This window comes from Chryseobacterium cheonjiense (genome assembly GCF_012927265.1).
GTDB lineage: Bacteria > Bacteroidota > Bacteroidia > Flavobacteriales > Weeksellaceae > Chryseobacterium > Chryseobacterium cheonjiense.
On record NZ_JABBGF010000002.1, the window covers coordinates 1 to 15,432 of the forward strand.

At 39.0% G+C, this 15,432-nt stretch carries 10 protein-coding genes; 3 read left to right on the top strand and 7 right to left on the bottom strand.

Annotated features, from left to right (window positions below; genetic code table 11):
• Positions 1–72: 72 nt before the first annotated feature.
• The 7 genes from HHL20_RS10495 to HHL20_RS10525 all read right to left on the bottom strand — a co-directional run bounded on the left by HHL20_RS10495 (position 73) and on the right by HHL20_RS10525 (position 12,478).
• The gene (locus HHL20_RS10495) at positions 73–369 is read right to left on the bottom strand and encodes a VanZ family protein (RefSeq protein ID WP_317165992.1); all 297 of its coding nucleotides are present in this window, start codon (positions 367–369) and stop codon (positions 73–75) included.
• 55 nt (positions 370–424) lie between these two features.
• Complete coding sequence (gene gcvH, locus HHL20_RS10500) at positions 425–802, bottom strand: glycine cleavage system protein GcvH (protein WP_169231170.1); 378 nt, start codon at positions 800–802, stop codon at positions 425–427.
• 110 nt (positions 803–912) lie between these two features.
• Positions 913–7,968: a T9SS outer membrane translocon Sov/SprA gene (gene sov / locus HHL20_RS10505; protein WP_169231171.1), complete on the bottom strand. Its 7,056-nt coding sequence runs from the start codon at positions 7,966–7,968 to the stop codon at positions 913–915.
• 57 nt (positions 7,969–8,025) lie between these two features.
• Positions 8,026–8,610: a Holliday junction branch migration protein RuvA gene (gene ruvA, locus HHL20_RS10510; RefSeq protein WP_169231172.1), complete on the bottom strand. Its 585-nt coding sequence runs from the start codon at positions 8,608–8,610 to the stop codon at positions 8,026–8,028.
• Between the two features lie 267 nt (positions 8,611–8,877).
• Positions 8,878–11,172: an NADP-dependent malic enzyme gene (locus tag HHL20_RS10515; protein ID WP_169231173.1), complete on the bottom strand. Its 2,295-nt coding sequence runs from the start codon at positions 11,170–11,172 to the stop codon at positions 8,878–8,880.
• 21 nt (positions 11,173–11,193) lie between these two features.
• Positions 11,194–12,045 (bottom strand): ATPase, encoded by an 852-nt coding sequence (locus HHL20_RS10520; RefSeq protein ID WP_169231174.1) that lies wholly within the window; start codon positions 12,043–12,045, stop codon positions 11,194–11,196.
• 169 nt (positions 12,046–12,214) lie between these two features.
• Complete coding sequence (locus tag HHL20_RS10525; RefSeq protein ID WP_169231175.1) at positions 12,215–12,478, bottom strand: hypothetical protein; 264 nt, start codon at positions 12,476–12,478, stop codon at positions 12,215–12,217.
• Positions 12,479–12,709: 231 nt separating this feature from the next.
• Between HHL20_RS10525 and HHL20_RS10530 the strand changes: the two genes are divergently transcribed.
• Genes HHL20_RS10530 through HHL20_RS10540 form a run of 3 tightly spaced genes read left to right on the top strand, consistent with a single transcriptional unit; the run spans position 12,710 to position 15,387 of the window.
• Positions 12,710–13,168, top strand: coding sequence for a GtrA family protein (locus HHL20_RS10530; RefSeq protein WP_169231176.1), 459 nt, complete (start codon positions 12,710–12,712; stop codon positions 13,166–13,168).
• A gap of 3 nt (positions 13,169–13,171) precedes the next feature.
• Positions 13,172–13,900 (top strand): lysophospholipid acyltransferase family protein, encoded by a 729-nt coding sequence (locus HHL20_RS10535; RefSeq protein ID WP_169231177.1) that lies wholly within the window; start codon positions 13,172–13,174, stop codon positions 13,898–13,900.
• Positions 13,901–13,941: 41 nt separating this feature from the next.
• The gene (locus tag HHL20_RS10540) at positions 13,942–15,387 is read left to right on the top strand and encodes a sugar MFS transporter (RefSeq protein WP_169231178.1); all 1,446 of its coding nucleotides are present in this window, start codon (positions 13,942–13,944) and stop codon (positions 15,385–15,387) included.
• Positions 15,388–15,432: the final 45 nt, after the last annotated feature.

Consider the following 15,432-nt stretch of genomic DNA (forward strand, 5'->3'; position numbering starts at 1 on the left):
AATGTAATAGGATAAAAAAGTAATCCTAAGGTTTGAAAGGTGAGCGAAAATTTACGGAGTAATTCATCTAGATTATAAAAATCTTTTGATAAGCACCTTGTAAGCAAAGTATCCCAAAAGACATCCAATGGTATCTGCCACGACATCTAAGGTTTCCATGGATCTACCAAGTCCCATCTCTTCCTGGAGGATTTCTGTAAGGAAAGCATAGATAAGGATGATCTGAATGAAATAATAAAATCTGGTCTTCGGAAATGCAGCCATGAAACACAAACCCAATGCTGCAAAAATACTAAGATGTAAAAGCTTGTCGATCCCATTGAACATAAACCAGTATTCGTGGTTTTCTTCTCCGGGTTTGAGAAGCATATAAGTAAGAAATGCCCAATAAATGGGCAGTATCTTACTAAATATTTTTGAAATTTTATCCAATGATAGCCTGGTATTCTTCAGCGGAAAGCAATTCTGAATGATCTGCACCTTCAGCTACTTCTACTTTGATGATCCATCCGTTTCCATAAGGATCTGAATTTAATAGTTCAGGTTGATCTTCAAGTTCTGAATTGAACTCAATCACTTTTCCTGAAATCGGCAAGAATAAGTCTGAAACTGTTTTTACAGCTTCTACACTTCCGAAAACGTCTCCTCCGCTAAGATCATCATCTACCGTATCTACATCTACATAAACAATATCGCCAAGCTCTCCCTGTGCGAAGTCTGTAATACCGATTGTAGCAACGTTACCTTCGATCTTAATCCATTCGTGATCTTTAGTGTACTTTAATTCTGATGGTGTGTTCATTTTTAATTTTTTATTTGTACAAATGTATTCAAAATTCCAGAAGCTTCAAATATCGGATATAAAAAATGTCCTCCAAAAATGAAGGACATATAAATTTATTCCGGTTCTAATTAGAAACCTCCCGAATTTCCGAAGGTAAATGTTGCAGAAATTCCGGCTCTTATGGTTGACAGCGGGAATGCTGTTGATATTTTATATTTCGAAGTCATTTGTTCGTAGAATACTCTCAGGTTTAGGTTTTCTGAGACATTGTAATCTGCAGATATTTTAATATTCATTAACCTCTGCCCCCCGGTAACCTGCGAATCATCCAATAGGATGTTGGTTATGCTGGTTTTGCTGTCTCTCAGGGAGAAATCTCCCCTGATGTTCAGATCGGTTCCTTTAGCTTTACCTCTTCCTCCAGTGTTGGCCATCCCGAGCCTGAAGTTTCTGATAATGTATCCTACCCTTACTACATATTCGCTGTTTGAGTCTTCGGTCAAGGTATGGTTCACCAATCCTAATAATAGAGTTCTTAGTCGGTTGTACTGGAGACCAAACTGTATATTATTTCTCATAGTCATGTCTACCCCGATCAATGGGGAGAAGTTTTCTACGTAACCTACCTGAGCAAATGTGAACGGATTGATATAATCGTCATTGATATCTCTTTGCGTAGCATTATAGTTATTCAGCGTATTGAAATAATCTATACTAGACTGTACTCCTGTGGCTGTATAAGTTGCCTGATAAGCATGAAGGATATCGAACTTGGAGAACTGCCCATTGATAATCGGAACATTTCTTAACCCTGAGTAGGTAATCTTCCAGTTCGGAATCGGAAGTCCTGCTTTTTTAGGATTGCCCATCATTTTCGGAGTCTTACCTTCAACAGCTGCCCTGAAGGCAGGAATGAGAATATATGCATTTGATATTCCGTATCCGTCCTTAAATCCGTTTGGCTCCAATGCGCCCGGCATTTGTTGAGACAGTATTCTTGCATTTTCCCTAATGGCCTGATAAATTGCGGTACCATCCTTGAAAGCCGTTTTTAATAAAACCACAGAATTGGAATAGGTCACCATATCATTAGCAAACGTATAATCCGGATTGGCAAGTCCCGTATTTGGATCTCTATAATTAAATCCGGTATGCGTAAAGTTTCTGTTGTAATTGTGCAGTGCTGTGATATCAATTCGGAGATCATTCATTGGCATTACCTGCAAATTGGCACGAAGCTCCCGCGTGGACATCCGGACATAAGGATCTGTCATGAATTCAGAATCACTTACCCAACCGTTTTCCATAACAGTTCTTCGGATATCTGCCTGGGAGCCCAACAGGAATCCGAGGGTAGGGCCTCCTAAAGTCTGACCGTAACCATACCAGTTAGGAGCTGATAATAATCCCGGTAAAACGGTACCGTTGTTTTCGGAATAATTAACATCCAACTGTTTGATTGAGGTTAATAAGTATGCCATACTCTGAAGCGGCGTCAGTCTGTTTTTAAACTTATATTTTTTATAAGCATATCTGTTTTTCTCCCAAGCCTGAGTGTAGGCATTATTCAATGAATCGATCTCCTGCTTCCGTTTCTGAAGTTTTGCAGAAATATTTTTAAAATAACCAAACTGCCCGAAGAACTTCGTAAAGTCAGCAGAAGCGGTAGTCTGAATCACATTGGTATTCTGACCTATTGATCCAAGACTTCCATCCGGACTTGCCAGAAGTACGGTAGATCTTGCATTCCAGTTATAGGTAAATCCATAACTTAATTCAGCATCGATAAAATCTAAATACGGAAGATACTGGAACGGCAGTTTGTAATTTAACTGAACTCTATGGTTGTATAATACCGGTCTTCCTGCTCTGAATACATTCCCGAAGATTGAATTGTTATCCATCAAATTCACGTCCATATTATCGTTCAATGTTCTGGTAGCGGAATTGATTTCGAGCTTTAACGATTTCGTAAAATTAAATCCTAAACCATATTGCCAGCCGAAATAGAAGTTTCTGTTTTTGATGGCTCCGAAATCATCAGCATAGTTTCCACTTAAAATGGCATCGATATTACGGAACTCCAATTCGTTGTAATTTCTGTCGACTTCTGTTCTGAAAGAGAATCGCGTCGGTACAGGGTTGAAATTAAACTCTTTCACCCACTTCAAATATTTGGTAGATTTTGCCGTATCACTGATCATTTTATTGAAAGGACGAATCACCCATGGCTTGAAAGTATAGTTGTAATCAATATACCCTCTCAGATATTGCCTGTAATTTCTTTTGGTATAGATATCCCTGTAGAAATCATCGTTATAAACTGCAGTGACGGAAAGGTTTTCCACATCATAGAATTTTGGCTTTCTATTCTGGTTCATTCTTTCTTTGTGCATATTTACAACACCAATGCTTCTTTGTTGGGTGTATGTTCTTGCTACTTTTTTAAGCTCTTCTCTGTTGGCCGCTTTTTTAAATTCTACATCGGTGTCCAGAGGATTATATTTCGGATCTTCGATCGTCTGCGAGTATGAATAATTCAGCGGAATTTTAACACCGCTTTTCTCCGGTAATAATTTATCGACGTTGACAGCCGTATTGATACTGAATGCCGATTGTGTAGACTGTGTTCTTTCAGCCGGTTTAGAGTCTATATTTCCGAAACCTACCGATGTATAGGATGCACTTGTATTCACCGTGGCAAAATCGGCAAGATTAAAGTTAAGGCTTGCGTTTCCTGCATAACCGCCGTCATTTTCAATTTCGGAAAGACGGATTTCATTAACCCAAAGTATCCTTTCAAGATTATATCCGGGACTTGTTCTGTCAACTCCATTTCTTACCCCGATCATGATCGTGGTAATATTTCCTAAGCTCGGACGTCCTTTAATATAAATTCGTTTATTATTTATCCCTTCATCAAAGACATTATCCTGTATCCTTTGGGCAATATTGTTCGGACTGTTTTTATCCCTTCTGATTTTAGCATCTACAAAATCCTGAATATCCAGATCCACATCATTTTCCATCGGCCAGATTTCCATAGGAGCAGTTGCTGTATTCGGCGTTATCTTTAGTGAAGCTTCATATTCATAGTAGTTATCTGTAGCATCACTTCCGAAACGGATGAAGAATTTAGTTTTCGGATCGATTTGTCCGACATTAGGGTCTATGATTCTTGGATCAGTGTGGGTATGAACAAAAAGCTTTAGTTTCTTATATCTTCTCATATCCAGCGAAGTATTTTTAAATACCCCTCTTGCTTCTCCATTAGGAAGATCCTTAATGTTCATATATAACGATGCTTCGTTTTGTCTCTGCGCTCCCGCATTTCCGCTAAGGATTTGCCTGTCGATTCCCGGAGGTAGTACATAAGGAGGCTGGTTTAGGGCATTTTCTTCAATATTCACACTTCCTACATCAAGATTGCTGGTATCAGTAATCTGGCTTCCTTCATTCGTTGCAGGATCCGGAACAGTAGAACCATACTGCGCAATATTTTTAGGATATTTTCTCCAGTCTGATCTTACAAGATCCATTGTTCCGAATCTTAACGTTGAAGTCTGATCGAATCCTGTTAGTAGTAATCTTGCGAATCTTACATTATTAAGGATTGAAGGATCTGCATCTCCTGCAGTGGTAACGTATTTAGAAACAGGAATTCTGAATAAATACCATTTCACCTGAGAAGTCTGACCATTCTGGAATTGTGCCTGAACGGTTTTTACATCAACAATATTATTCCCTGGTCCCAATACCAAACTTCCCTGATCAAGCCTTATTTCATACTGATTGTAGCTTTCACTTTGATCCAGGTTATAATCTTTATTAATGTCTTCCGTATCCGGAGTCTGAGTAGAAACTTCCAGAGAATTACTCTGAGAATTCCCTTCCGGACCTCTGAAATATTTGTATCTCTGTATGACTGATGATGCCTGATTTCCTGTAAACTTATCCGACATGTAGAATACGAAATCATCTACAGCAGGGTCTGATATATTGGTAACCGGGTTAACAAATGTATTTCCGAACAAAGCAGCTTCCTGATCTGAACTTAACCCATCGTATCCTAAATCCTGAGCGGTTCTGTCTGCACCTTCACTCGAAAAAGCATATAAAATCGGAGGCTGTTTCGGTTGTGTTCCCCAGTTTGAGCTGGTGGTGGTAGACGGTGCTGATGGCGTTGGCAATCCGTTTTCGTACTGCATCTGCCCATCTTTCAGGATGTCTTCGGAAACGTTACCTAACTGTAATAAAAGCTTAGGATTAGTACCTAATGTGTTTCCATCAGCATAGGGATCCATCATCCAGAATTCCACATATTCGATATTGGAGCTTACAAAATTGGAAACGGAGATTGGTCTCATGATACCCGCCCATCGCTTTGCCGTAGTCTCTGTTGCCGGATTGGAGTTGTAAGGTCCTTTTTCCGTAGGATAATACGAAATATCAAAAGTATTGGTATACGTCTGCTCTCCTGCAACGAAATCTCTGTTATTGAAAATTTCTGAAAACTGAACTCTTCTGGAAGCGTGATTAGAAACCGACTGCGGTGTAATGCCATTGGGAGCTCTCCCTCCTACTCCCCAGAATCTGGGATCAATGTTATACCATGATAACAATCCTCTTCCGTATCCTTCCGTAATATCATTGTTTTTACCCGCCCCCTTAAAAATATCATCAGCTTGGTTCTTCTCCGGTTTTGAAGCAAGACTCCACGCTGTAGGTTCTTTTAAAGTAATTTTGGAAGTTGTCTGTTCAAAATCATCGATGTAAGACTGATCATTAATTCCTTTATTTAAACCCGGAAGCAAATATGCTGCTTCCATTTTGAAATTCAGGTTAGAAGGAGCTTCTGTATTTACAAACGGTATTTTATCCGTTAATCTCGTCAGGAACGGCAGTTGGTTATTGTACATCAAATTGATTCCCGCCATGGTATTGTTAACGGCTTCCTGTCCGTAATTTACCTTTTGGGTAAGCGGTGATTCGGAATAATTAACAACCGTTCCTCCCAGGATAAAGTTTTCATTAAATCTTCTTTCGAGGTTTAATCCTAAGAAACGTTTTCTCTGAGTATTAAATGTAAGCTGGTTTTCAAGTGAAATATTGATTGCCTGACCGGACTGCTTTACCTGTTCGTTGATAATGGTTACCGTACCGAGCAGATAATCCACCGTATAGTCGATACCTTCGGTAAGCTGAACTCCGTTCGCGGAAACTTTTACAGAACCCTGCGGAACATTCACGGCGCCAAGGGAAATTCCCTGCCCCTGTGTTCCTTTATACCGACCTTCAATAGTGTACCTCAGCGCGAGGTTGCTGGAAGTTGCCACCTGTTTCTGCTGATCATAGAGATCTGCAAATACATATTGAGGATCATTACTTCCGATTACATTTTGAATATAGCTGCCGAATGGCTGTACTTTTGTAAAGATTACCCTTCCTGTTTCCGGCCGGATTGTGATTCCGTTAACAAAGTCGAAAATTCCGTCTCCGGTTGTATTTCCGTTGGTCTGTAAATCGCCGTTGGCATTGAGTCGGTCCCAGTTCAGCAATTTGATTAAAGGAACATTGTTTACCTGAGGGTTATTGGCTACCGGAAGATAGTTTAATTTACCTCCGGACTGAGGATCTCTGTATAAAACATTCAGGATAAACCCATCCTGATTTACCTGTCCTGCATCCAGAGAATAGATGTTTTTCATCATCAGGTCCCACATAGGAGAGGAAGTTTTTACCGTGGTGTTAGGCTTTAACAATTTCGCCATTAACACGGTGCTTTCTTCGGAGAATTCCCCTACTTTGTACACCTGGTTGCTACCGTTTACCGTATATGAGAAAGATACCGCCAAAAGCTGGTTATCATTCAATTTCTGATTTAATGAAATATACCCTAACTGGGGCTGAAGTATATATTCGTTGGTATTTAATCTTCTCGCTTTTTTATTAAAGATAAATTCTTCTCCATCCTGATAGGCTGCTGTACCACCGGAAGCAACGGGAAGGTTGGCTCCTTTTATGGCATTATAGGCAGTACTTGCATCCCTTAATCCCGGCAATGCATTTACGGCTGAATATAGATTAAAACCTGGCTGATCGTTATTTGGAAGTACACCGGGAGCATCACCAAGATCCCGCACCCCTACGATACTTTTCTGGTACTGCAGATTACTGTTCCCCTGATCAAGCACCCAGACTTCCATTCTTGTGATGCTGATTTTAGAGTTGATCTGTGGATAGTTTAATAAAGCGTTATCATAGGTATCCAGGAAATAGTGTCCGATAAAGTAATGCTGATTGTCTTCGTAATCAATAGCGTTGAGTTTAAACGTATTCATTACACCACCACCCTGAACGGTAATATTTCTGGCTTCCCCCTGCTGTTGGGAAAGCACTACTGTACCATAGGTTTTTCCTAACTGGAACTCTGTTTTAACCCCGAACAAAGATTGCGATCCACGTATCAAACTGGTTGAGAGTGGCATATTGACGTTACCGAATTCTACTCTTTTAATAATTTTATCTTCTCCTCCTGCACTGGGTTTATCCACATCCTGAAGTCCTTTCTGCTGAAGATCTTTCCAGCTTCCTTTGGCCTGCCATACGAGGTTCATTCTATTCTCGAAAGCAAAGCCGCTCTGGGTATCATAATTGGCTTTTAATTGAAGATTTTCTCCTACTTTTCCTAACAAACCAAGCTGGATCTTCTGATCGATATCAAAGGTAAAACTGGTCCTGTTCTGAGGTAAGATTAAAGGGTTATCAATCTTCTGGTAAAGACCCGCGAAGTCGAAAGAAACATATCCTGAAGGGATGATTTCTATTTTATTGCTTCCGAACAGGGTTTCAAAAAGACGGTTATTAATCGTTAAAGAAGGAATTAAACCTTTTCTGGCGGCATCGCTTTTATCCTTTCTGAACATCAGGCTGTAGCGGTCTGATTTTTCTTTATAGTAAGCCCTAGTCTGCTCCGCCATCATAAATTCTTTATAATCTTCGGGAGACATTGCCGTAGGAGGACCTGTAATGGTATTTCCGATCTTCGGATATACATAATACATTCCGGTTTTTATATCGTAATAGGCTTCATACTGCGTAGGATCTGCGAGCTGATAGTCTTTTTTTATGATTGCCGTATCCTTAACTGCCGGTCTTTGCTGCGCAAATGTCATTACTGACATACACATGAACGACAGGAACAAGAATATATTGAAATACTTAATATTTGCCACCAAATGTTAAATGTTTTTTAAAATTTGTTTTACCAGTTCTTCGGTTGAAATCTCCGGATTCTGCTTAATGATTTTGTCTGCAAGTTTCTCGCTCATCCGCTTAGGAATGCCCAAAACTTCTAATGCAGATAACGATTCTTCCTTCACTTTATTATTTGCAAGGGTAGAAATATTTTCCTCGGGATTGCTGAATTTCTGTACTTTATCTTTAAGATCTACAATAATTCTTTCTGCGGTTTTAGCACCAATTCCTTTAGCTTTCTGAATGAGTGCACTGTTTCTTGAAAGGATGGCTGAAGCGATCTCGTCCAAACTTAAGGTAGAGAGTAAAATAAGGGCAGAAACGGCACCTACTCCGTTAACACTTATTAACAGATTGAACATTTCCTTTTCCGATCTGGTATTGAAACCGAAAAGCAGATGAGCATCTTCCCGGATGATCTGCTGAATATAGAGAAAGGTTTCCTTATTGGTAATAAGGGTTTGTGAGGTCATTAAGCTGATCCCTACATAGTAACCAACGCCCTGGACGTTAATCACTGCGTAAGTAGGCGTAAGTTCCTGAACAATGCCTTGTAGTGAAAATATCATTATTAATTTTTAAAACTCCCAAATATAGCAAATTAAACTAATTAATGTTTTCATTTCAGAGGCGAATGCTTTTTAACTTAATTTTTAATTTGAATTTTAAAGATCGTCCGCAATTACAAAAGACTTGAAAAACAATCTTTTTAATATCCGTTTGAATTCGCCGTAATAATTTCAAATCAATCCGCTGATATTTTAAGCATACACATCCGCTATTTAGTATAAAAAAAGGCTCCAAAACGGAGCCTTTTAAATACTTATCTGTATATACTAGTTCTTATCTTTTTTCTCTCTTCTCTGCGCATCCAGAACGGCAATAGTCGCAAGATTCACGATTTCATCAACACTAGAGCGCATCTGAAGTACGTGGACCGGCTGTTTTAAACCCATCAAAATTGGTCCTATCACTTGTGCAACCTTCATCCCTCTGATAATCTTATAGGAAAGATTGGCACTTTCAAGATTAGGGAAAATGAATGTATTGGCAGGTGTTGTTCCTAATTTTGAGAACGGGTAGTCACTCAAATGATCAGAGTTCATGGCAAAATCCGGCTGAATTTCTCCGTCAACAATCATTTTAGGATATTTTTCGTGAAGGATGCTTACTGCTTTCGCTACTTTTTTAGAAGTCTCGGAAATGGCAGCAAAATTTTCGAAACCAAGCATGGCAATTCTCGGTTCTATTGCGAAAGATTTCACCGTTAATTCCGCCATTTTAGCAATATTTACCAGATCTTCAGCGGTAGGATTCTGATTGATGGAAGTATCTGCAAAGAAAATCGGTTTTTTCTCCGAAAGGATCATCATCATGGCCGATACTTTATCAACGCCTTTATCTTTTTCAATAACTTCCAGAACCGGTCTCAGGGTTGAAGCATAATTTTTTGAGAATCCAACAATCAGTCCGTCGGTATCGCCGTGTTTTAGCATCAAAGGTCCGAAATAATCTCTCTGACGAACGAATCTTTTAGCCTTATATTCGTTCATCCCTTTTCTCTGACGAAGCTTCCACAGCGTCTCTCTGTATCTTTTTCTATTTTCTTTCTGGTCGTCGTCACTTGGATCAATAATCGGAACATCAAGGTCAATTCCGAAACGCTCCATCTGTTCTTTAATGTATTTTTTGCTTCCTAAAAGAATCGGATAGGCAATGCCTTCCTCATAAAGAATCTGTGCAGCTTTTAATACATTATATTCTTCGGCATTTCCTAAAGTGATCCTCTTAGGATTCGCTTTTGCCCTGTTCTGCATCATTCTCACCAGCTTTTCATCCCTTCCCATTCTGTCTAGCAGGCTGTTTTCATATTCCTCGAAATCCGTAATGGTTTTTCGGGCTACCCCGCTTTCCACAGCAGCTTTGGCAACAGCACTCGATACTTTTGTGATCAGTCGGTTATCAAATGGTTTGGGAATAAAATATTCTCTTCCGAAATGAAGATTCTGAAGGTTATATGCAAGAATTACGGCTTCAGGAACCGGTTCATTAGCAAGATCTGCAATGGCATGAACGGCAGCCAGCTTCATAGCTTCGTTGATCGTTTTCGCCTGTACATCTAAAGCTCCACGGAAAATGTAAGGGAATCCAAGAACATTATTTACCTGATTAGGGAAATCACTTCGTCCCGTTGCCATGATAACATCTTTACGCGTTTCGATCGCAAGATCATAGGCAATTTCAGGATCCGGATTGGCCAAAGCAAAGACGATTGGATTTTCATTCATGCTTAAAAGCATTTCCGGAGTCATTACATTTCCTTTTGACAGTCCTACGAAAACATCAGAACCTTTCAGGGCATCCTCCAATGTGTCAATATCTGTCTGGGCAATGAAGTCTAACTTTTCCGGAGTAAGGTTTTCTCTTTTATGATTGATAACGCCTTTACTATCGCACATCAGGACATTTTCTCTCTTTAAACCTAGAGAAATATATAAATTGGTACATGCAATTGCAGCCGCTCCGGCTCCATTTACCACCATTTTTACTTCTTCTATATTTTTATTGGCTATTTTCAGGGAGTTAATTAGGGCAGCAGCAGAAATGATAGCTGTTCCGTGCTGGTCGTCGTGCATCAAAGGGATATCCAATTCTTCTTTCAATCGCTGTTCGATATAAAATGCTTCCGGAGCTTTAATATCTTCAAGGTTGATTCCTCCGAAAGTAGGAGCAATACCTTTTACTATTTCGATAAATCTGTCGGGATCTTTTTCATTAATTTCTATATCAAAGACATTGATGTCTGCAAAAATTTTAAACAGAAGACCTTTTCCTTCCATTACGGGCTTTGAAGCCTCTGCACCGATATCGCCCAATCCCAGAACTGCTGTACCATTGGAAATAACCGCTACAAGATTTCCTTTTCCTGTGTAGTCATAAACGGTTTCCGGCTTATCGTGGATTTCCATACAAGGAACTGCAACACCCGGCGAATACGCTAATGACAGATCTCTCTGTGAGGAGTGCGGTTTTGAAGGAATCACTTCGATTTTTCCTTTAGGTTCGGCTTTATGATAATCTAAAGCGGCCTGATTAAAGTTCTTTTCGTCGCGCTGGGTTTTACTTGACATATGATGAATTTTGTTTTTAAATTATAAAATATATTGAATGTGGTAATCGACTAAACTTTCGATAGGTTTCTGTACGATCTGTCCCACATTTACATTGAGTTCTGCTGCGGCTGCACGCAGAATATCTTCATAATAATAGGCAATAGAGCCAATGAAATTAATTTCGGCATCTTTTGACTCTTTATAAGGAAGCACCTGGTAGTCGAAGAAATTCAGCATTTCATCGTGTACCATTTTACGTAGGTACGGATGTTCTTTTCTTTCTACCACAAATTTATTAAAATCTGCAAGGAACGCGTTGGGACGTGTGCTGTGATACATGTTCTTCAACACCTCATCCACAGTAAGCTTATACGTTTGTTCAAATTCAAACGAAAGATCATCGGGAAGCTTCTGCATAAAGAATCTTCTGACAAGCTGTTTGCCAATCGCACTTCCGCTTCCTTCATCACCTACCAGAAAGCCTAATGAAGGTAATTGTATTTTTATGTTTTTACCGTCAAAATAGCACGAGTTGGAGCCTGTACCAAGGATGCATACAATAGCAGGCGTTCCTCTGTAAGCAGCATATGCGGCAGCTGTAAGATCTTCTTTAACAATAATTTCCGCATTGGTAAAAACTTTCCCTAATTCGTGGATAATGATATCACAGTTTTGCTGAACGCCACACCCTGATCCGTAAAAGTAGATTTTGGTAATAGAGTTTTTAACGGAATTTATGCTTGTATTTTTTTCAATTTCGGGAACGATAAGTTCTTTGCTGATAAAATTCGGGTTGAAGCCAATGGTTTCTGCTTTCAGAAAGACGTTTTTGAACTCATCCAGAATGACCCAGTCTGATTTTGTAGAACCACTATCAACAATAGCAACCATATTTTCATTTTAGTTTAAGGATGCTAAATTATGAATTTATCTTGTAAGATGACGGATTATGAACATGACATATGTGTTATTTGTGAATCTGAAGGTATACTAAAATAATAAAGAGAGCCGGACAAAATTCTGTTCAGCTCTCTTTAATTTGTTCTTTTGTAATGCATCATTATTGTTTTATTTCCGCATTTTTATCATTAAACTGCACCAGCCAGTCTTCGATCTCATCTTCAAGATAAGAAGTCTGAAGGATCATGGCGTTGATAAAATCATCGGGAATAGGCTCATTTTTGGAATTTTCAATATTCCAGAGCTCTTCAGACATATTTTCATACTCAGAATAGACGCGCTTAAACCGCGAATTTTCCCGTTCTAGCGCTTCAATATTTTTCTGCTGAAGCTGGAATTTCCTGTATTTGTTTTGATGTTTCATACAAATATTATTAAATGTGGTCGTGAAATTTTTTTGAATCGTATGATTGAATCATATTACAAGATAGAAAAAACCATCAACACAAATCGTTGAAAATGAATTTATTATCAGGTGAAGCCTACGTCATTCCGGAAAACTAAAATTAGAAATTATTTTGAATCTAAAAAAATTTTTAACATCTTTTTTCAGTGTTTAACATATAGTTATAAATTTGCACATTATATCATCGGGATGAGAGAATTACTATTACGGCAGAAACAGGTTTTATTCTTCATACTTGCAGGAGGATTGAGTGCTGTGGTCGAAATCGGAAGTTTTAAACTGTTCAGTACAGCAATACCGCACTTTTTCCCCCGCGAAACCAATTTTCATGGAATTCATTATCCATTGAGTAATATTTTCTCGACCAGCTGCGGGATTATTACCAATTATTTCCTGAGCATATGGTTTGTGTTTGAAAGAGGCAAGCATTCAAAAAGAAAGGAGTTTGCTTATTTCATGGTAGTTTCTTTTATTTCAACATTATTAAGTCTTGGCTTTTTCCAGATTTTCTACAGCTATATTTTTAAAGACACGTTTGATCTGATCATTTATTCTCTAAGTCCCGAGATCATCAGCAAGATTGCTGCGATCCTTCTGGTTTCCGTACTTAATTATTCTATCAAGAAAAAAATAATTTTTAACGGATAGAAAATGGGCAAAATTTTAAACTATCTCTGGAGAGCGTGGCTGCTGATATTGGCCTTTGTTTTTACCCTGATTTTCGGGCTTCCTGTTTATCTGTTATCTTTCAACAAAAAGCATTATAAATATGCATATCGCTTCGTAAGGTACTGGAGCTACTGCATCTTTTACGGGATGGGACTGCGTTACGAGCTGAAAAAACTTTCGGGGGAGACACTGGACAAAAATCAGCAATATGTTTTTATTTCCAACCATACTTCCATCATGGATATTATGCTGATGTGTATTTTGTGTGCCGACCACCCCATCTGTTTCGTAGGTAAAAAAGAGCTTGTAAAAATACCGATTTTCGGAACCATCTACAAAAGAATATGCGTGATGGTAGACCGGGGAAGCGCCAGAAGCCGCGCAGATGTTTACCGAAGATGTGCCGAAAAAATGGAAGAAGGAAACAGTATCGTGATATTTCCCGAAGGCGGTGTTCCGGATGATACTTCTATCATTCTGGATGAATTTAAAGATGGCGCTTTTACCCTTTCATCAAAGCATAATTCTCCGATAGTAATCTATACATTTGTAGGATTAAAGGAAATTTTTCCGTTTGACAATTCAAAAGGTTATCCCGGAAAAGCCAAAGTCTATTTTAATGGGATATTATACCCTTCGGCCCCTCCCAAAGAGCTTAAAATGTCTTCTTTTGAGACAATAAAAAAAGTATTGCTAAAACACTATAATTAAAAGAAATAATATATATTTGTTTTCAGAAATTTTCAACAAATATGTCAAATTATTCTAAACAAACCAATTGGGGGCAATTCATCCCATTGGTTACTGTGTTTTTCTTCTGGGGATTTGTGGCGGCAAGTAATGACATTTTGATCCCGGTTTTTCAAAAAGCTTTTCAATTATCACAAACCGAAAGTATGCTGGTGCAGATATGCTTCTATGTTGCGTACACAGTAGGTTCTTTGATTTATATGGCTGTTTCCAAAGGTATAAAACAGGATTTGGTAAACAAAATCGGTTATAAAAACGGGCTCATTGTAGGCCTTTTGATTTCTGCAGCAGGTACTCTTCTGTTCTATCCTGCAGCCAATATGCATTCTTTCCCGCTGATGATTTCAGGTCTATTTATTGTAGGACTTGGCTTTTCGTTGCAACAGATTGTAGCCAACCCGTTAGCCATTGAAATAGGACCTGCTGAAACAGGATCACAGAGGCTTACAATGGCAGGAGGAATTAACAACCTGGGAACGACGATAGGCCCGTTAATTGTTTCTTTCGCTATTTTTGGCTCGGCTGCAGCCGCAACTCAGGACGTCAGTGTTGAAAGTGTAAAAGTGCCTTACCTGATTTTAGGGGCTGCTTTTGTTTTGGTAGCAATAATGCTTAAATTTTCTTCTCTTCCGGCTATTACCCCTACCATTACCGAGGATACGGATGATACCGTCCCGGGAGAACACAGAAAGTCGGCTTTTCAATATCCGCAGCTTTTTATGGGGATGATTGCCATATTTGTATATGTAGGAGTGGAAGTTTCTACGGCAAGTAATCTGCCGGCTTATATGGAAAAAAGTTTAGGTTTTGAGACCAAAGATATTGCACCTTATATTTCTTTATATTGGGCATCACTAATGATAGGACGTTGGACAGGTGCTGTAGAAGCATTTGACGTAAGTGCAGGAGCTAAAAAAATCTTACGGTTTCTGGCACCTTATCTTGCATTCGGAGTTTTTCTATTGGTAAATGCCATTGCAAAACACGATCTGTCTCATTTCTATGTATACGGATTAATTATCATTGCCATGATTATCTGTGATATCATGAGTAAGGGCAATCCGGCAAGAATGCTTCTGATCTTCTCTGTTGCAGGTATTGCAGCTTTATTAATAGGAATGTTTACTAAAGGGATGGTTTCCGTATATGCCTTTACAAGTGTAGGCTTGTTCTGCTCTACCCTTTGGCCATGTATCTTTGCTTTGGCAATTAACGGTCTGGGAAAACACACCAACCAAGGTTCCGGACTTTTGATCATGATGATTATGGGAGGAGGAATCGTAAGTCTCATCCAGGGATATGTGGCAGACCTTACCAATATCCACTTCAGCTATATTGTAGGAGTAGTCTGTTTTGCGTATCTTGCTTTCTATGCGATAAGAGTGAGCGGAATCCTGAAATCTCAGGGAATTGATCTTGACAAAATCACAAAAGGCAGTGGTCACTAAAACATCAACAATACTACATAAGAAAAGATTTTGGGCAGGTTTATT